The organism is Rhizobium sp. Root1220 (genome assembly GCF_001426265.1).
In the GTDB taxonomy this organism is placed as follows: domain Bacteria; phylum Pseudomonadota; class Alphaproteobacteria; order Rhizobiales; family Rhizobiaceae; genus Rhizobium.
In genome coordinates this window covers 393269-412514 of sequence record NZ_LMDG01000032.1, presented here as the reverse complement: position 1 = coordinate 412514, position 19246 = coordinate 393269, and the positions used below count along the sequence as shown (strand labels likewise).

General features: G+C 59.6%; 16 protein-coding genes. 10 read left to right on the top strand and 6 right to left on the bottom strand.

Annotated features, from left to right (window positions below; all coding sequences use genetic code 11):
- Positions 1-74: 74 nt before the first annotated feature.
- Positions 75-542, top strand: a complete 468-nt coding sequence (locus ASC90_RS18850; RefSeq protein WP_056543403.1) for a Crp/Fnr family transcriptional regulator — start codon at positions 75-77, stop codon at positions 540-542.
- Positions 543-624: 82 nt separating this feature from the next.
- Here ASC90_RS18850 and ASC90_RS18845 read toward each other — a convergent pair whose 3' ends face one another.
- Positions 625-1956 (bottom strand): MFS transporter, encoded by a 1332-nt coding sequence (locus tag ASC90_RS18845; RefSeq protein ID WP_056543685.1) that lies wholly within the window; start codon positions 1954-1956, stop codon positions 625-627.
- Positions 1957-2333: 377 nt separating this feature from the next.
- On the opposite strand from ASC90_RS18845, the gene cyoA reads away from it, so the two are divergent.
- Genes cyoA through ASC90_RS18820 form a run of 5 tightly spaced genes read left to right on the top strand, consistent with a single transcriptional unit; the run spans position 2334 to position 7353 of the window.
- Positions 2334-3482 carry a ubiquinol oxidase subunit II gene (cyoA, locus tag ASC90_RS18840; protein WP_056543400.1) on the top strand — a complete coding sequence of 383 codons (1149 nt, stop codon included), beginning with the start codon at positions 2334-2336 and terminating at the stop codon, positions 3480-3482.
- A 45-nt stretch (positions 3483-3527) separates the two neighbouring features.
- Positions 3528-5531, top strand: a complete 2004-nt coding sequence (gene cyoB, locus ASC90_RS18835) for a cytochrome o ubiquinol oxidase subunit I (protein WP_056543397.1) — start codon at positions 3528-3530, stop codon at positions 5529-5531.
- 4 nt (positions 5532-5535) lie between these two features.
- Entirely contained in the window at positions 5536-6156 is a 621-nt protein-coding gene (cyoC, locus tag ASC90_RS18830) for a cytochrome o ubiquinol oxidase subunit III (protein ID WP_056543394.1), read from the top strand.
- Complete coding sequence (gene cyoD / locus ASC90_RS18825; protein ID WP_056543389.1) at positions 6153-6554, top strand: cytochrome o ubiquinol oxidase subunit IV; 402 nt, start codon at positions 6153-6155, stop codon at positions 6552-6554. Before cyoC ends, cyoD begins: the two co-directional genes overlap by 4 nt.
- Positions 6555-6597: 43 nt before the next feature.
- Complete coding sequence (locus ASC90_RS18820; protein ID WP_056543386.1) at positions 6598-7353, top strand: SURF1 family protein; 756 nt, start codon at positions 6598-6600, stop codon at positions 7351-7353.
- Here the strand turns inward: ASC90_RS18820 and ASC90_RS18815 are convergent, their stop codons facing one another.
- A complete protein-coding gene (locus ASC90_RS18815) occupies positions 7354-8760 on the bottom strand; it encodes an FAD/NAD(P)-binding protein (protein WP_056543384.1) in 1407 nt (468 codons plus the stop codon).
- Between the two features lie 474 nt (positions 8761-9234).
- Between ASC90_RS18815 and ASC90_RS18810 the strand changes: the two genes are divergently transcribed.
- Both ASC90_RS18810 and ASC90_RS18805 read left to right on the top strand, forming a co-directional pair.
- Positions 9235-11088 (top strand): ABC transporter ATP-binding protein, encoded by a 1854-nt coding sequence (locus tag ASC90_RS18810; RefSeq protein ID WP_200950923.1) that lies wholly within the window; start codon positions 9235-9237, stop codon positions 11086-11088.
- An 11-nt stretch (positions 11089-11099) separates the two neighbouring features.
- Positions 11100-12986: an ABC transporter ATP-binding protein gene (locus ASC90_RS18805; RefSeq protein WP_056543381.1), complete on the top strand. Its 1887-nt coding sequence runs from the start codon at positions 11100-11102 to the stop codon at positions 12984-12986.
- A gap of 21 nt (positions 12987-13007) precedes the next feature.
- Here the strand turns inward: ASC90_RS18805 and ASC90_RS18800 are convergent, their stop codons facing one another.
- Genes ASC90_RS18800 through ASC90_RS18785 form a run of 4 tightly spaced genes read right to left on the bottom strand, consistent with a single transcriptional unit; the run spans position 13008 to position 16730 of the window.
- Positions 13008-14198, bottom strand: a complete 1191-nt coding sequence (locus ASC90_RS18800) for a Xaa-Pro peptidase family protein (protein WP_056543379.1) — start codon at positions 14196-14198, stop codon at positions 13008-13010.
- Between the two features lie 35 nt (positions 14199-14233).
- Positions 14234-14647, bottom strand: coding sequence for a cupin domain-containing protein (locus ASC90_RS18795; protein WP_056543376.1), 414 nt, complete (start codon positions 14645-14647; stop codon positions 14234-14236).
- A 32-nt stretch (positions 14648-14679) separates the two neighbouring features.
- Positions 14680-15522 carry a phosphoenolpyruvate hydrolase family protein gene (locus ASC90_RS18790; RefSeq protein WP_056543374.1) on the bottom strand — a complete coding sequence of 281 codons (843 nt, stop codon included), beginning with the start codon at positions 15520-15522 and terminating at the stop codon, positions 14680-14682.
- A 14-nt stretch (positions 15523-15536) separates the two neighbouring features.
- Positions 15537-16730 (bottom strand): Tm-1-like ATP-binding domain-containing protein, encoded by a 1194-nt coding sequence (locus ASC90_RS18785; RefSeq protein ID WP_056543371.1) that lies wholly within the window; start codon positions 16728-16730, stop codon positions 15537-15539.
- Between the two features lie 103 nt (positions 16731-16833).
- On the opposite strand from ASC90_RS18785, the gene ASC90_RS18780 reads away from it, so the two are divergent.
- Together ASC90_RS18780 and ASC90_RS18775 are read left to right on the top strand one after the other, a co-directional pair.
- Positions 16834-17490 (top strand): TetR/AcrR family transcriptional regulator, encoded by a 657-nt coding sequence (locus tag ASC90_RS18780; RefSeq protein WP_056543369.1) that lies wholly within the window; start codon positions 16834-16836, stop codon positions 17488-17490.
- 342 nt (positions 17491-17832) lie between these two features.
- Positions 17833-19143, top strand: a complete 1311-nt coding sequence (locus tag ASC90_RS18775) for an extracellular solute-binding protein (protein ID WP_056543366.1) — start codon at positions 17833-17835, stop codon at positions 19141-19143.
- Positions 19144-19246 lie beyond the last annotated feature (103 nt).

Here is a 19246-nt window from a genome sequence, read left to right as displayed (position 1 = left end):
TAAAGGCGCTCTTCAACGGGCGCAACGGAATTCTAGAGCGCACCGGAACAGTGCGGCAAGGGGTAAAGACGCTCATGCTGTTGAGAGACGAAGTCGACATGCTGCGGCGGGTGCCAATCTTTTCAAGGATAGCGCCGGCGAAACTCAAGCTTTTGGCGTTTACGTCGGACAGAATGACCTACAAGGTCGGACAGGATCTCTTTCACCAGGGCGATCCGGGCGACGCGGCCTATGTCGTGCTGTCCGGCACAGCCGATATCCTTGTGCGTTCCTCCGCGGGTGACATCAAGGTCGCCGATGCCGAACTTAACTCCATCGTCGGTGAGATCGCCATATTGTGCGACGTATCGCGTACGGCGACCGTGCGTGCGACCTCGCCGCTGGAGGTGTTGCGCATCAGCAAGGAACACTTCCTCAAGCTGCTGAGCGATTTTCCCGAGATGGCCGTCGAGATCATGCGCGTGCTGGCCGATCGCCTGAATCATACGACGGCCGAATTGACCGCCGAGCGCGCTGCCAAGCAGCCGCAACCTACCATGTAAATTCCCGCATTCCTGACATTCCTGCCAAATCACAAAACCCGCCTTGCCAGGCGGGTTTTGTAGAATCGCGCGCCTTGTGTCGTCAGTCGCGCTGTTCCAGCGCCTTGCTGAAAGCCAATGCGGCAAGAGTGCATACCGCGCCGGAGAGCAGATAGTAACCGACGAAGGTGAGGCCGAATTCGCTGGACAGGCTGAGCGCCACCAGCGGCGCAAAGCCGGCACCGACGAGCCAGGCCAGATCGGAGGTGAAAGCAGCACCGGTGTAGCGGTAGCCTCGACCGAAGCGCGACGAAATCGATCCCGTTGCTTGTCCGAACGAAAGACCGAGCACGCCAAAGCCGATGATGACGAAGGCATCCTGACCATTGGAACCCGACGCAATGAGCATCGGCCCAACGAAGCTGAAGATGGCAATCAACACCGCGCAGATCGCAAGTTGACTGCGACGACCGATGCGATCGGCAATCATTCCCGAAGCGATGATGGCAACGATACCGACCATCGCACCGATGATCTGAACGACCATGAAGGCGCCAATCGGCTGGGTGCCGTAGAGGCTCATCCAGCCGAGCGGGAAAATCGTCACGAGGTGGAACATCGCAAAGCTTGCCAACGGCACGAACGCCCCGATCAGAATGTCGCGACCGTGCACGCGCAACACGTCCCGGATCGGCGCCGCCTCGAGTTCGTTCCGTTCAAGCGCGGTACCGAACTCAGTCGTCATGACCAGCCGCAAACGGGCGAAAAGTGCCACGACGTTGATGGCAAAGGCAACGAAGAAAGGATAGCGCCAACCCCAGCTCAGGAAATCCTCGCTCGACAGGTTGGCGATGAAGAAGCCGAACAGCACGCTCGCAAGCGCAAAGCCAATCGGCGCGCCAAGCTGCGGGATCATCGCATACCAGCCGCGATGATTTGGCGGAGCATTCAGCGCGAGCAGCGAGGCGAGACCATCCCACGCTCCGCCCAATGCAAATCCCTGCCCAAGCCGGAAGAGCGCCAATAGCGCAATCGACCACACGCCGATCTCATTGTAGCCGGGAAGGAACGCGATGGAAGCGGTCGAGCCGCCGAGCAACACAAGAGCAATGGTGAGCTTTGTGCCTCGCCCGTAGAGACGATCGATCGTCATGAACACGACCGAGCCCACCGGACGCGCCAAAAATGCCAGCGAGAAGATCGCGAAAGAGTAAAGCGTTGCAGTGAGGAGATCCGGCGCGAAAGGGAAAACAAGCTTCGGAAAGACCAGCACCGAAGCCAGGCCGTAGACGAAGAAATCGAAGAACTCGGACATTCGTCCGATGATCACCCCGATCGCAATGCTGCCGGGTGAAACCGGCTTGTCGCCATGAATTTTTCGTGCGTCACGTTCCATCGACGTGGACGACGGTCCGTAGTGTGTCGTGCTTGCCATCAAACGCCTCCCTGCAGAAGCGCTTGCGGCAAAGCGCCTCAGAACGATCTTGAACAAACCAGTGCGGTTATCAAGTCCGATCGACGCAAATAGTTCATCAACCGCCATCGAAATCGAGCGCGGATGAAGAATTTCGCCCGCGAGCCCGGAATTCGTCCTGAAAGTGGTGGCGGTCGCCGCTTCTGTCGATATATTAGCCTTCGAAAAAGCTTGCGCGCAAAAAGTCCTATTAACTCCAATCCGGATTTTGACATCCTGCGCGACGTGTTTTATCCCGCAGTGCGGCATTCCTGCTGCACTGCGACCAAACACCTCATGTTGCTATCATGTACAGTGCTTTAGTCGCGGATCGGATGAAACGAAAAGAGCATAGAGACGTGCAAAAACTGAGCAAGTTTTCCCGCCCTCTCCTCGTCCTGCCAATGCTTCTTACGCTGGCCGGATGCAACATGGTGGTCATGTCCCCCTCGGGCGACATCGCCGTTCAACAACGCGATCTTATTATCGTGTCGACGGCGCTGATGCTGCTGATCATCATCCCGGTGATCTGCATGACGCTGCTTTTTGCCTGGCGGTATCGCCGGTCGAACACAGACGCGACCTACGATCCGGAATGGCATCACTCGACACGTCTCGAAGTCGTGATCTGGTCTGCCCCGCTGGCGATCATCATCGCGTTGGGTGCCATAACCTGGATCAGCACCCACAAGCTCGACCCCTTCCGGCCGCTCGATCGATTGGATGCCGAGCGCGGGATATCGGCGGAGACCAAGCCTTTGACGGTGCAGGTCGTCGCGCTCGATTGGAAATGGTTGTTCTTCTATCCGGAACTCGGGATCGCAACGGTCAACGAACTGGCCGCGCCGGTCGATGTTCCGATCAATTTCGAGATTACTTCCTCGTCGGTTATGAACTCCTTTTATATTCCCGCACTTGCCGGTCAGATCTATGCAATGGCGGGCATGCAGACGAAGCTGCATGCGGTGATCAACAAAGAGGGCGTTTATGACGGCTTTTCCGCCAATTACAGCGGTGCCGGCTTCTCGCATATGCGTTTCAAGTTCCACGCCTTCAACCCACAGGGTTTCGACGCTTGGGTCGCCCGGGTCAAGACGCAGGGCACTGCATTGAACCGCGACGCCTACCTGAAGCTCGAGCGTCCGAGCGAGCGCGAGCCCGTGCGCTACTTCGCATCGGCCGACAAGGATCTCTTCAATGCGATCCTCAACCTGTGCGTTCGGCCCGGTCAGATGTGCGTCGACGAGATGATGCACATCGACATGATGGGTGGTGGCGGCAAGGAAAGCGCCGAGAATCGCGCGAAACTCCGATACGACAACCGCCATGCCGATCAGGGCGAAGGTGGTCACGCCGTTCCGGAAAGCGGCACCGAGGCAGCGCCTGCGGAAGGTGGCCAGGCAGACGACATGCAGGGCATGCCGGGAATGCAGCATGACGGCCACACCATGCCCGGCATGGATCACGGCAACGGCAATTCAGCTCCCACGCAGCAAAATAGCAATTAGACCTGGCGCTTTGCGTCGATAAGACATCAATGAACGGGTTACTCCATGTTTTCCAATCCTGACCTCCTGAAGTTCATCTTCGGCCGGTTAACCCTAGAATCCATCCCCTATCACGAGCCGATCCTGGTCGTGACCTTCATCGGCGTCGCCGTGATCGGCATCGCGGTGCTCGCCACGATCACCTATTTCAGGTTCTGGGGTCCGCTATGGCGTGACTGGCTGACAAGCGTCGACCACAAGAAGATTGGCATCATGTATGTCATCCTGGCACTCATCATGCTGCTGCGCGGTTTCTCCGATGCAATGCTGATGCGCACCCAGCAGGCACTCGCCTTCAACGGTTCCGATGGCTACCTGCCGCCGCACCATTACGACCAGATCTTCACCGCCCACGGCGTCATCATGATCTTCTTCATGGCGATGCCGTTCGTGACTGGCCTGATGAACTTCGTGGTACCGCTGCAGATCGGCGCGCGCGACGTCTCCTTCCCGTTCCTCAACAATTTCTCGTTCTGGATGACCACGGCCGGCGCCATCATCATCATGATGTCGCTGTTCATCGGCGAATTCGCGCAGACCGGCTGGCTTGCCTATCCGCCGCTCTCGGGTGCGGACTATAGTCCGGGTGTCGGTGTCGACTATTATATCTGGGGTCTGCAGGTCGCCGGTATCGGCACGACGCTATCGGGCATCAACCTGATTGCGACGATCGTGAAGATGCGTGCTCCCGGTATGACGCTGATGAAGATGCCGGTCTTCACCTGGACCTCGCTTTGCACCAACGTGCTGATCGTCGCCAGTTTCCCGATCCTGACGGCAACGCTGGCGCTGCTATCGCTGGATCGCTACGCCGGCACCAACTTCTTCACAAACGATCTCGGCGGCAACCCGATGATGTATGTGAACCTGATTTGGATCTGGGGTCATCCGGAAGTCTACATCCTCGTGCTCCCGGCTTTCGGCATCTTCTCCGAAGTGGTCGCGACCTTCTCTGGCAAGCGCCTTTTCGGTTACGCGTCGATGGTCTATGCGACCGTCGTCATCACCATCCTCTCCTATCTTGTCTGGCTGCACCACTTCTTCACGATGGGGTCGGGCGCCAGCGTCAACTCCTTCTTCGGCATCACCACGATGATCATCTCGATCCCGACGGGGGCGAAGATGTTCAACTGGCTCTTCACCATGTATCGCGGTCGCATCCGCTACGAAGTGCCGATGCTGTGGACGATCGGCTTCATGGTCACCTTTGTCATCGGGGGCATGACCGGCGTGCTGCTCGCCGTCCCTCCGGCGGACTTCGTCCTGCACAACTCGCTGTTCCTGATCGCCCACTTCCACAATGTCATCATCGGCGGCGTGGTGTTCGGCCTGATGGCAGGCGTCACCTACTGGTTTCCCAAGGCCTTCGGCTTCAAGCTCGATCCCTTCTGGGGCAAGATGTCCTTCTGGTTCTGGTTCATCGGCTTCTACTTCGCCTTCATGCCGCTCTACGTGCTCGGCCTCATGGGTGTCACCCGCCGTGTATCGCAGTTCGAGGATCCGTCGCTGCAGATCTGGTTCCTCATCGCCGCCTTCGGCGTCGGGCTGATCGCTCTCGGTATCGCCTCCTTCCTGATCCAGCTTGTGGTCAGCTTCATCAAGCGGGAGCAGTTGCGCGACACCACCGGCGACCCGTGGAATGCACGCACGCTGGAGTGGTCGACCTCGTCGCCGCCGCCGGAATACAATTTCGCGTTCACACCGGTCGTGCACGATCACGACTCCTGGTACGACATGAAAGCGCGTGGCTATGCCCGTCCGCTGGAAGGCTTCAAGCCGATTCACATGCCTAAGAACACCGGCACGGGTGTCATTCTCGGTGCGCTCAGCGTTGCCTTCGGCTTCGCGATGATCTGGTACATCTGGTGGCTCGTGGCCGTGTCGTTCGTCGCCATGATCGCCATCGCAATCGGTCATACCTTCAACTATAACCGCGACTTCTACATTCCCGCCGAGGACGTCGCCGAAACGGAAGGCAAGCGCACCGCCACGCTCGCCGGGCAGGTGTAAGACCATGAGCGAAATGACAATCGACAAGGCCGCCAAGCCCGAATTCTACATGACGGAAGAGCACCATCCGGAAGGCAGCACCATGCTGGGCTTCTGGCTCTACCTGATGAGCGACTGCCTGATCTTCGCAATTCTCTTTGCGACCTATGGCGTTCTCGGCCGCAACTATGCGGCCGGCCCGTCACCGGCGGATCTCTTCGATCTACCGCTGGTGGCGCTCAATACCTCGATGCTGCTGCTCTCCTCGATCACCTATGGCTTTGCCATGCTGCAGATGGTGCAACAGAAGAAGAGCGGAACGTTGTTCTGGCTGGCCGTCACCGGCCTCTTCGGTGCCGCCTTCCTGGGACTGGAACTCTACGAGTTCTCGCACCTGATCCACGAAGGCGCGGGCCCGACGCGTAGCGCGTTTCTCTCCTGCTTCTTCACGCTGGTCGGCACGCACGGCCTGCACGTCACCTTCGGCATCATCTGGCTGGTGACGTTGATGGTACAGGTTCAACTGCGCGGCCTGATCCCGGAAAACCGCCGTCGCCTGATGTGCCTTTCGATGTTCTGGCACTTCCTTGACGTCGTCTGGATCGGCGTCTTTTCCTTCGTCTATCTTATGGGAGTTCTCGGATGAGTTCGAACGCACCAGCGCACGAGGATGCCCACGAGGCCCACCATGGCCACAGTCACGGACACGAGGCAGCTCACGGCACGTTCAAGAGCTATGTGATCGGCTTTCTCCTGTCCGTCGTTCTGACAGCCATCCCTTTCTGGCTGGTCATGGCCGATGTCTTCGACAGCCGCGCAGTCACCGCCGCCTTGGTCATGGCATTGGCGGCCGTACAGATTGTGGTCCACATGATCTTCTTCCTGCACATGAACCCGCAATCGGAGGGTGGCTGGACGATGATGGCGTTGATCTTCACGTTGCTCATTGTCGCCATCGGACTCTCGGGCTCGCTCTGGGTCATGCACCATCTGAATGCCAACATGATGCCGATGAGCCCCGAAATGATGAAAAACATGCCGTAGGCATGACGGGCGGCGGAAACGCCGCCCGTCATGGTTTTGAACCATGCGCAGCGTTTCTCCCGAAGAACCGTATAGACAACACTCCACAGCCGGGCTGGCGATCTTCTGTGGCCTGATGGTGCTGCTGATTGCTGCGCTGTTGGCACTGGGCGGATGGCAGATCGAGCGTCTTTCCTGGAAACAGGATCTGATCGCACACGTCGATCAGCGTCTTCATGCCGAGCCTGTTGCCGCACCTTCGCGCGCCGAATGGAGTGCCGTCAACAAGGCGAACGACGAGTATCGCCGGGTCACGGCACAGGGAACTCTCCTGAACGACAAGGAGACCGTGATCTATGCATCAACGGCGCTCGGTCCAGGTTATTGGGTGATAACGCCGCTTGTGCTCGCCGACGGCACGGCGATCCTTATCAACCGCGGCTTCGTTCCGACCGAGAAACGTGATCCGGCCTCCAGGCCGGAAGGGCAGATCTCGGGGCCGGTCAGCATCACCGGCTTGCTGCGCATCAGCGAACCAAACGGCACGTTGATCAAGTCGAACGATACGGCAAATGATCGCTGGTATTCGCGAGACGTGGCGGCGATCGCCGAGCGACGCGGCGTTGGCGATGCTGCTCCCTATTTCATCGACGCCGACACCTCGCCCAATCCGGGTGGACTGCCGATCGGCGGGTTAACGCAGGTAGCCTTCCCGAACAATCACCTGGTCTATGCTATCACCTGGTTTGTACTTGCCGCCATGGCGGCCGGCATTTTCCTCTTTATCCTGCGGGGCGAATTGCGGTCGCGCCGCACCTGATCAGACGGCCTTGCTTTTTGGGTAGAACCGTTCCCCGATGCGCTCGGCGGCTCCATAGGCCTGGCTGACGATTTCGGGGACGAGGTCGATATCCGGCAAGCTTCCGACTCCGAGCGGACCGACGGCGAAAAGGTCATCCACCATGGTACCATTTTCCAGGCAAGGCTGGCCGCGTTGGTTGACGGCAAGACCGAGTGACAGTTCGTCGGGAACGGCAAGGCCGGCGTTGACCAGCGTTTGGATCAGCGGCGACGTCAGGTCCGGTGCCCGGCAACGGCAATCGAAGATGCGTTCGGCATGGAGCAACTCCTCGACCTGCGATCTGGCGGGTTTGAAGAATATCCCGCTCAAGCCTCGTCGACCTGCGACGCCACGGCAAAGTACGGTGCTGCCTCCTGCGAGCTCGCTTTTGAGCCGCGCATACATTGCCTCCGGCAAGCGGTTGCGATGGCTGTCGTAAATAGCCCGCAAATGCCGGTTGAACTGATGCTTCTCGCGGGCCGGCAGTGACTGCCAGAGTGAGCGGGCGTGCTTGCGCAGACCGTTCATGACTGATTGCCAGCTACGGCCTTCGTTCTCCGCCTCACGGCAGGCGGCGCGAATGAAGCGAACGATCTCCGGCAGGGCCTCGGGCAAAGCCTCCGCGGGAAAGACGGGATCGGCCGAATTCGGCGTGTGGCTCTGCGGCAGGAAGCCATGCTTGGAGATGATGGTGACTTGGCCGGCATAGCCGGCATCGCGCAATTGCTGGAGTTGATCGACGACGCGAATGCCGCTTCCGAGCAAGACGGTGTGCGGTCTGGCGACGAGACGCTGCGCGCGAACCGGCGTCGTTACCGGCTCTGGCTCTTGTGCTTCGCGGGCACCGTAGCCGGTGGCGAGGATCACAGTATCGAACAACGGATTGGCCGGGTTGGCGCTTTCGAGCAGGAATCGACTACCGTGGCTCCTGCGAATTGCCACGACCGCTTCGTGGCAGACCTGGACGGTGATATCCTTGCGGGCGGCGAGCGCCTCTGAAAAACGCTGGTAAACATAATCGCTGAAGATTTCCTTTGGCACGAATATCTGGCGGAAGCCCGGGATTGCGGCAGGTACCGCCGCGCGGAATTCCGCATTGCTACAGAGCCAATCGTTGAAATCGTCGGTATCGCCAAGCGAGACCGAGAGGTCCCGCACGCGCGTATTGAGGATGGTGGATGACCTTGCCGACGATAACGCCTGTCCGCCGCTGACGGAGGAGTTCGGGTCGAAGAGTTGCAGATGGAACGGAGTCCGTACCGTCTTCATCAAAGCGATCGCCATCATCATTCCGGAAAAGCCGCGTCCGACGATCGCAATGCGTGGCACCGCCGAAATGTGAGCAGCCGCACTGGACTTCGCAGAAAAAAGTCCCTGAACCGTCATCGCAACTCCCTTGCGGTTAATCCGCACCGTGTCTCGATCATGGTTTCAACGCAGGAATATCGATCGCGCGTTGAGCAGGTTGAGCGGCTTTCACCAACACCGTTTGCCGCAAATTTCGAGCTTGCTCCCTCGGTTCAGCAAGCTTCGTGACAGACTTATAGTCTATCAAACCAGTCGTGTATCAAAGACCTAAAAGACGATTTTAGCAAGTCCCCGTTCCTGCGCAGGGCGACAAAATCCGGTAAGCGGCTGAGAGAGAAAGATAATTCTTGCGCCCGCACCGTCGCCCACCGGTGCCCTGACTGCCCGGCGTGTGGCTGGTTGAGGCACTCACGAGAAAATAACCATCTGGTGAATTGTTTACTTGAACGCCCCCGTGGAATCAGCAAAAGTAAGTGCGCTAACCAATCCCTATACGGATTTGTCGTCCTTTCGGGCCACCGCCCGACCACACATCTATCTGGAACCATTCCCGTGAGCAGCGATGCGTCAATACGCGCTACGAAGCCTTCGGCTTCGCTGGCGCTTGTCAAAGCGGCAGGCTGGGGCAAGGGCCTCTTCACGCTAGTCCGCATTACCGTCATGGCCTTCCGCCATCCGTGGCAATCGGGGTTCGCAATCGGCGCAACCCTCGTCGCTTCTACTTTCCAGCTGATGATCCCTCGCCTGCTCGGCCAAGCCGTGGATCACACAGAGGTTGCGATGGAAGGCGGCTCCGCGGGGCAATTGGCCCAGGATGCGTTGCTGACCACCGCGCTGATGCTGTTGGGCGCAAGCATATTGCGCGGCATCTTCACGATGATCCAGAACTACTACAGCGAGTCCGTCGGCCACCATATGGGCTACGAGCTGCGGCTGGCCTGCTACGAGAAGATACAGCGCCTTTCCTTCAGTTTTCACGACAGCGTTCACTCGGGCGACCTGATCACCATCGGATTGCTCGATCTTGAAGGCGTGCGCATGTACTTTTCCACTGCCCTCGTGCGTACGATCTTGCTGACCATGCTGATCGGCATCGGCGCATACATGCTGCTTTCCACCGATGTCGTGCTCGGGCTTCTGGCACTGAGTTTCGTGCCTTTCGTTGGCTGGCGCTCGTCGGTCACGCAGCTTCGCCTGCGCTCCACCTGGCTCGATCTCCAGGAACGACTTTCGGTGCTGACCCGCGTGATGGAGGAGAACCTCGGAGGCATCCGCGTCGTGCGTGCCTTTGCAGCACACGCCCACGAGATTATGAAGTTCGAGACGGCATCGAAGAGCGCATTGGCGCTTGCACACCGGCGCGTCGGCATCCGCGTGGTCAACACCAGCGCGATGACCTTCTCGTTTTTCGCGTCCATGGGCCTTGTGCTCTGGATCGGCGGCGGCAAGGTGATGTCGGGCGAGATCACCGTCGGAACGCTCGCGTCATTCCTGACGTTCATGACGATCCTGCAGATGCCGGTGCGCCAACTCGGGCTGATGGTCAATGCCTTCGCCCGCGCCTCCACATGCGGTACGCGCCTCTTCAACCTGCTCGATCTCGAGATCGCCGTTCGTGATGCGCCCGATGCAAAGGAGCTGAACGTCACCGACGGCACACTACACTTCGAGAATGTCAGCTTTGCCTACCCCGGCGCGCCAACACGCGAGGCGTTGCACCAGGTTTCGTTCGAAGCCAAGCGCGGCGAGACAATAGGGATCGTCGGTCCACCAGGGAGTGGAAAGTCGACTCTCGCCCATCTCATCCCGCGGTTCTACGACACGACGGAGGGCCGGATCACCATCGACGGACAAGACATTCGCAAGGCGACGCTGCAATCGCTTCGCCGCGCTGTCGCGGTGGTGCAGCAGGATTCCTTCCTCTTCACGACGTCGATCGAAAACAACATCGCCTATGGGGATCCGTGGGCCAAGGAAGGGCGCATCGAGCGCGCCAGCGAAAGTGCGCAGTTGCATAACTACGTTCTCGGACTGCCAACGGGCTATGACACCGTCGTCGGCGAACGTGGCGTTTCGCTGTCCGGCGGGCAGAGGCAGCGTCTGTCCATTGCACGCACTTTGATGCTGAAGCCTGCGGTCATGGTTTTCGACGATTCGACCGCGGCAATCGATGCTGCGACCGAGCAGCGGATCCGCGCGGCGATGCGCAAATACGCCGCTGACCGGGTGACCATTATCGTCGCGCATCGCCTGAGCTCGCTGATGCATGCTGATCAGATCTTCTTTGTCGAGGATGGAGAGATCGTCGAACGCGGCACGCACGAGCAACTGCTCGCCGCAGGCGGTCGCTACAAGGCACTCTACGATCTGCAGGTGCGGCCGGGCGACGACGCCCGCAGCGCCTAGGGAGGAACACAATGGCCGAGGAACTGGAAACCGAGCGCTCGGACGTTCGCGAGGATGGACGGAGACCACCGCGAGCCGTCGTTGGCTCTCACCGAATCGAAGAGGAGATGTTCGGCAAGGCTTTCGATGGCAGCATCGTCAAGCGCATCTGGGCCTTCGTCAAACCATACAGGAAGCAGGTTCTGCTGTCGGTGGTCGCAGTGTTGACCTTCACAGCGATGCAGTTGCTGATACCGTTGATCATCCGTTACGCGATCGACCACGGGATGAAGCCGGGCGGCGATCATTCTGCCTTGACCTGGGCGATGGTGGTTTTTCTCGTTGCCATTCTCATCAACTATGCCGCCAGCTATGCCCAGGAAACGCTTGTCGGTGGCGTCGCCGAGGAGGTGCTGTTCGATATCCGAAAGGCAATGTTCTCGCACCTGCAGCGCGTCTCGCTGTCCTTCATGGACAAGACGGAAGTGGGGCGGCTGATGTCGCGGCTGCAGGGCGACGTCAACTCCATGCAGGAGTTCCTTGAGACCTCCGTGCTTTCCGTGGGCGACATCGCTCTCCTTTTCGGCATCGTCTTCGTGATGCTCTATCTTGATTTCAAGCTCGGCCTGCTGACCTTGTCCGTGCTACCCATCCTCTTCATCGTCCGCCTCTTCTGGCTGCCGCTGGCGCGAAAATCCTTCATGGCGGCCCATGAGACCAATTCGGTCGCCAATGGGGCACTTGCCGAGGCGATCCATGGCGTGCGAGCCGTGCAGAGCATGGATCGGCAAGGCGTCAATTTCGCGCTCTACGATGACAAGGCCAAGGCCAACCTGCTCACTCACTTGACGGCCGCGCGCTATGCCCAGGTGATGGTACCGATCGTCGATTCATTGACTGGCGTTGCCATGGCGTTGGTCATCGTCGTCGGTGGGGCACGGGTGCTGAACCAGGCGCTGGACGTCGGCGTGCTGGTGGCATTCCTCTTCTACATCCAGCGGTTCTTCGACCCGATCCGATCGCTGACGCTGCAATATTCCGTCATGCAGCGCGCCATGGCATCCGGCCAGCGACTGACCGAAGTGTTGGACGTCCCCGTCGACATCAAGGATGCGCCCGATGCCAAGGTCCTGTCGAAGGACATGGACGGGTCGGTCGAGTTCAGGGACGTCGTTTTCGGCTACAACCCGGAACACCCGGTGCTGAAGCATGTCAGCTTCAAGGTCAATCCGGGCGAGACCGTTGCACTCGTCGGCCCCACGGGCTCGGGAAAATCCAGCTGCATGTCGCTCATCCACCGCTTCTATGACGTGCAGCAGGGTCAGGTTCTCGTTGGTGGACATGACGTGCGCGAATTGACCCAGGATTCGCTTGGAGACCAGATCGCCATGGTGCTGCAGGAGCCCTTCCTGTTCACCGGCACGGTTTTCGAAAATATCCGCTACCACAAGCACGAGGCAACCAGGGAACAGGTGATCGACGCCGCCAAGGCGGTTGGTGCCCACGAGTTCATCATGCGGTTGCCTGACGGTTATGACAGCATGCTCGGGGAGCGCGGCGGCAATCTCTCGCTCGGACAGCGGCAATTGCTGAGCTTTGCCCGAGCGCTGGTGGCTGACGCGAAGATCCTCGTGCTCGATGAAGCAACGGCGAACATCGACAGCTACACGGAAATGCTGATCCAGAAGGCCCTGGTAAAACTATTGGAAAACCGGACAGGGCTCGTTATCGCGCACCGGCTGGCAACCATCCGCGAAGCCGACCGCATCATCGTGTTGCAGAACGGCGAGTTGATCGAAAGCGGCAACCATCAGGAACTGATGAATAACCGCAAGCTCTATTCGCGGCTCTACAACCTCAACTATGCTTCGTTCGACGATATTCCGGAAGAGGTTCTGGAGCCGACCGGGCCGACGTGAAGCTGCCGAGCCGGCACCAATTCAGTTTGTCCCTCCGCGGTTCCATCCTCGGCCGCGCTCCCCGAACATCTCATAGCCGGACGCGGTGATCGCCAGTGTGTCTTCGAGCTTGATGAAGCCGCGCGTCGGGTGAAGCATGGTGGTCTCTATGGAAATCACCATGCCGGCCTCGAGCGGACGGCTGGCGTCCGTGCCGTCATAGGTGACGGGGTGGTTGGTCATAAGGAACGGCGCTTCGTGGGTGATCAGCCCCATGCCGTGGCAGAAGAAGTCAGTGAAGCCGGCCGACGGCAGAGCTTTGAGAACCTTTTCTGCCGCATCGATCACCTCGGTCCCGGCCACTCCCGCCCGGACCTTGGCAAAACCCGCCTGCTGCACGGAGTCGACTTCGGCAAGAAGATCCTCGAGTTCAGCATCGGGCTCACCGAGGACACCCATCCTGCACAGGTCGCCGATGTAGCCGTGATAGTTGCCACCGGAATCGATCGACAGTATCTCGCCCGGAGCCCAGGCCTGCGGCGATGCAGCGCGGTTGTGACTTGCCCCGAGTGTGAGCAGGCAATATTCGAAATGGAGGCCGCGATTTGTCTCTTCGCGCCTGAGCCGCTCGATGATCTCGGTCTTGGTGGAGCCTTCCGATGCCGCCGCTATGGTCGCCAGCATTGAGTCGGTTATCAGGTCGGAGGCGAGCCTCAGCTTGTTGAGCTCTTCCGGCGTCTTGATCGCACGCAGCCTTTCCATCGTGTGCGTCGCGTCGACGAATCGCGCGCCGTCCAGATGCGCCGCAAGGAAATCCCGCGCGTCGGCAGGCAGGAACGACGGTTCGATACCGATGCGGGAGCCCGACTTGCCGATCTTGGCGAGGTGTTCGGCAGCAAGCGCAGCCGCATCGAGCGTACCCCACGCTGCAGTGTGGACCGAGCCGGTCCAGAAGGGCTTGTTCTGATGCTCGGCACCTTCCATCCGGTTGCCGACATAGGCGGAATGGTCAGGTTTTCCTCTTTCGTAGATGACGATCGGCAGGTAGCGGCCGTGGCCGATCGCATCCATGGCGGCGAAAAATATGAACTTGTAGCCACCGAGCAGGTATTGCGTGTTGTGCTTGGAGGTCGCGAGGAGAACATCTATGCCCGCGGCCTCCATGAGCTGGTCGAGCCTTGCTGCGTCGAAGGGCGGTTCTGCCGCTTGGGTTTGCACTGCACTGATGCTCATCGGTTTTCCTCCTGGATGCGTTGCTGCTCACGACCTCACGTGCCACTCGGCAACAGACGGAAGTCCGGCAGGTCGCGGAGCGTGCGTTCCGGCCCGGCGGGCGAATAGACGACAAAGAGCTGCATCGGCCCGGCGCCGGTGTTCCTGGTCGAGTGAAACCGGCTTTCAGGCACATAGACGGTGCAGCCTGGCCCGACCGTTCGCGTTATCGGTTCGCCGCGCTCGTCTTCCACCATCTGCTCCCCCTCGCCCGCAATGACGAAAATGATCTCCTCGGCGCCCGGATGGTTGTGGCGTGCATGTCCTTGACCACTTGGAAGATCAACCACGCCGCCAGAAAAACGCACTGCGCCGTTCACTTCGGGAGCAACCGTCAACGAAAGGCGGCCCCAGTCGAAACCGAATGCGTCAACGTCCTCCGGATAAAGAAACATATCCTTTTTCATCATGTCGCGGCCTCCTCCCGCATCCGTGTCTGCATTCAGACCGCCCGCTCGACGACGATCGATTTGAAACTTTCCGTCTGCTTGCGAATGGCTAGCTCGGCCGGCAGCCGCTCCATGGAACTCGCGCCATAGAAGCCATGGCAATCGGCGCAACGCTCGAGCACGTACCGCGCGTCCTCGGGCATCGATATCGGCCCCCCGTGGCACAGGACAAGTACATCCCCGCGCACGGAGCGGCCGGCAGCCGCTATCGCATCGATCTCCTTCACGCAGTCGTCGAGAGACTTGGCGGAGGTTGCGCCGATGGTCCCGCCGGTGGTCACGCCCATGTGGGCAACGATTATATCGGCTCCGGCCTTCGTCATGGCGATCGCTTCCTCCTCATTGAAGACATAGGGCGTCGTCAGCAGATCGAGCTCGTGGGCCTGTGCGATCATCTCCACCTCAAGGTCGTAGCCCATACCGGTTTCCTCGAAGCTTCGGCGCATCTGCCCATCGAAAAGCCCGATCGTCGGGAAGTTCTGCACACCGGAAAATCCCATCGCCTTCAGTTCTGCGAGGAATTGCGGCATGAGAATGAACGGATCGGTTCCATTGACGCCAGCGATCACCGGGGTGTGCTTCACCACTGGCAACACCTCGACTGCCATCTCCTTGACGATCTCGTTGGCATTACCGTATGCGAGCAATCCGGCAGCAGAGCCGCGTCCTGCCATGCGATAGCGCCCTGAATTGTAGATGATGATCAGGTCGATTCCACCCGCTTCCTCGGCTTTTGCGGAGATTCCCGTGCCGGCTCCACCGCCCACGATGGGGCGACCGGCGGCGATCGTGCCGCGAAGCTTGTCAAGGATGGTCTTGCGGGGGATCGCTGGCATGAATGTCTCTCTCGTCAGTTGGTGATTGCACGAAAAGCTGCGACGGCGGCTTCGGCGAACTCGGGGTCGTTGATATGGTGCGGAAGCCGCGCAATGCGGCGGTTGTCGGTGGTCTCGAACGTTGCTTCCAGCGCTGCAAAAAGAGCCTCGTCGGCAACGGGATCGAAGAAGGCGCCACCTTCGACGTCGAGCGCGGAGACGCCTTTCTCGGGAATCAGGAAGCGGACGGGTCCGCTGCATCGGTTCAGCTTCTCGCCGATCCAGGCGCCAAGCTCGGCGCACTCCTCGGCGGTTGTTCGCATGAGCGTGATATTTGGATTGTGACGATAGAGCAGCCGTCCGGCATGGCGCTCCGGTACAGTCTCAAATGCCCAGAAATTGATCATGTCGAGCGCGCCCACCGAGCCGATATAAGGGAGCCCTGTGCGGGCGATGGCGCCGAAGCGGTCTTCGGTCGCAGGCAACACGCCGTCGAAGAGGAGATCGCAAACCTCGGTGGTCGTTATATCGATGACGCCGGCAAGGAGGCCGCTGTCAGCGAGCTTTTCCATGGTGCGCCCGCCTGTTCCGGTGGCGTGAAAGACCATGCAATCATGATCGGCTTTCAGACGATCGACGATCGCCGTCACACACGGCGTCGTCACACCGAACATGGACAGCCCGATCGAAGGCTTGGAGACAAATTGCGGAGGCGGCTGCCGCGTCATCGCCGTCACTGCCTGGGCGGCGTTCTGCAGTATAATCCGGCTCAGACCATTCAGCCCCGCCATGTCGGTTACAGAAGGCATCATGACGATGTCCGAGATGCCGACATAAGGCGCGACGTTGCCGGATGCCAGCGTTGAGACCATGATCTTGGGCAGGCCAAGCGGCAGCTCCCGCATGCCGGCGGTTATAATCGATGTGCCGCCTCCGCCCCCAATTCCCACCACGCCGCCGACGTCGCCGCGCGCAGGAAGGAACCGCGCCAGGGCCTCGCCCATGGCCGTCACCGCAACACCACGGTCGTCTCCTGACAGGACGGCGGACATCCCGCGGGGATGAGCGGCGGCGACGGTTTCAGCCGCGATATCGACCGCCACGGACGCGCCGCGGATGCCAACATCCACCCGTACGGCCTTGCCACCTGCGGCCTCGACGCAGTCCGCCAGATACGCAAGCTCTTCTCCCTTCGTGTCGGCTGTGCCGATCACGTAGATGCGCTTCATCCTTCCTCCCCGGCGCTGATGGGCCTGCTCGACCTCACGCCACCCTCGCCTCGGTCGGCCCGCTGGCCCTTGCAAATTTGTGAGACGCGCGTATCATAGAGATATGGCTGTCTCACGTCAACAAACCGAATCCGCATCCAGTATCGAACGTGGCCCTCGCGCCCGCACACGGCGGCTCATGCTCGAAACCGCAACGCGACTGATGCAGTCCGGCGCCACACCTTCCATCAGCGAGGTGGCCGAGGCGGCCGAAGTGTCACGCGCCACTGCCTATCGCTATTTCCCAAGCCAGGCTGCCCTCGTCCACGCGGTTGTCGACGAGGCTTTGGGCCCTATTCTCGACTGGCACTCGGACTCGCCGGATGCGAGAACAAGAGTGTCAGAGCTCCTCGCAACCGCGATGCCGCGCATCGACGAATTTGAGGCGACTTTCAAGGCGGCGCTCAAGCTCTCGCTCGACCAATGGGCACTGAGGCAAGCCGGTACCCTTGGCAACGAACCACAATTCACTCGCGGCCACCGTGTCGATCTTTTGAGGGAAGCGACCGCTCCGCTCGCGGGAACGCTTTCGCTCCAGTCGCGGGAGCGTCTCACGCAAGCCCTATCCCTCGCGTTCGGCGTCGAGGTCTTGATCGTTCTGAAGGACATATGGGGATTGACAGCCGATCGGGCTCAGGCGGTCACCCAATGGGCGGCCACAGCGCTTGTCGACGCCGCGATCCGAGACACACAGCATGAGCGGAGCTTGCTGTCACAGTAGATAGACCGAATCTGGTTATACCAATTCTGAAAGATGACGCGCCGTCCAAGACAACTGTCGACCGGATACAGCTGGTATATTTGAACCGTGAGTATTCTATGGGAGTGGCTTTTTACGCGCGTCCACTTAGTATATTGGCACGCAGATCTGAAAATTGCTCCTCTTGACGGCAATGCTCTTTGGTACTACCAGTTTAAATGCAGAAAACTATTCCAGGCATTGGATCCGATTGGGGGGGCAGGGGCGAGGAGGCTCTAGAACTCTGATAGCGGATTGGATCCACTGACCAGGCCGGAATGCCCGCATCAATGCGGGTGGCGTGCATAAATGGGAGGAAACATTATGCGCAAGACAGTAGCCGGTCTGTTGGCCGGCATCGGCTTGATGTATGCGAGCGCGACCACCGCGCAAGCGCAAGAATTGACAATTTTCTGGGCGGAGTGGGATCCAGCCAACTATCTTCAGGAACTCGTGAACGAATATGAGGCCGAGACGGGCGTCAAGGTCACGGTCGAGACGACGCCGTGGGCGGATTTCCAGACCAAGGCATTCACGGAATTCAATGCCAAGGGGTCGGCTTACGATATGGTCGTCGGCGACTCACAATGGATCGGAGCGGCATCGGAAGCCGGACACTACGTCGATCTGACGGAGTTTTTCAACAAGCACAAATTGACTGAGGTGATGGCTCCGGCCACGGTCAAGTATTACTCCGAGTATCCATCGAACTCGGGCAAATACTGGTCGATCCCCGCCGAGGGCGATGCGGTGGGCTGGTCTTACCGCAAGGACTGGTTCGAAGATCCCAAGGAGATGGCCGCCTTCAAGGCAAAATACGGCTACGATTTGGCGCCTCCGAAGACCTGGAAGGAGATGCGCGACATCGCCGAGTTCTTCTACCGGCCGGATGAAAAGCGCTACGGCATCGCCATCTACACGGACAATTCCTATGACGGACTGGTGATGGGCGTTGAAAACGCAATGTTCTCGTTTGGCGGCGAACTGGGCGACTATGCGAACTACAAGGTCGACGGGATCATCAATTCGGACAAGAACGTTCAGGCTCTTGAACTCTACCGTGAACTCTACGGCTTCACGCCTCCCGGTTGGGCGAAGACCTTCTTCGTGGAAAACAACCAGGCCATCACCGAAAACCTGGCGGCGATGAGCATGAACTACTTCGCCTTCTTCCCGGCGCTGGTGAACGAGGCATCAAACCCGAATGCAAAGGTGACCGGCTTCTTTGCCAATCCGGCCGGCCCGACGGGCGAGCAGTTCGCCGCATTGGGCGGACAGGGTATTTCAGTCGTGTCCTACTCCGAGAACAAGGAGGAGGCCATGAAGTTCCTGGAGTGGTTCGTCAAGGATGAGACCCAGAAGCGCTGGGCCGAACTCGGCGGCTACACGGCGAGCGCCAAGGTGCTGGAGTCGCCGGAGTTCCAGAACGCGACCCCCTACAACAAGGCCTTCTACGAGACGATGTTCAAGGTGAAGGACTTCTGGGCAACGCCGGAATATGCGGAATTGCTGATCCAGATGAACCAGCGGATCTACCCCTTCATCACCGCTGGACAGGGCACCGCCAAGGAATCGCTCGACGGCCTCGCCTCCGACTGGAACACAACATTCAAGAAATACGGGCGTACAAACTGAACCTTCGTTCCGGAGGGGGTGAATTCGCCCCCTCCCCTTTCAAAAGCGCGCCTTGCCCTTCGGCAGGGCGTTCGCAACAAGGCGATAGCGTGCCCGTTGTGGG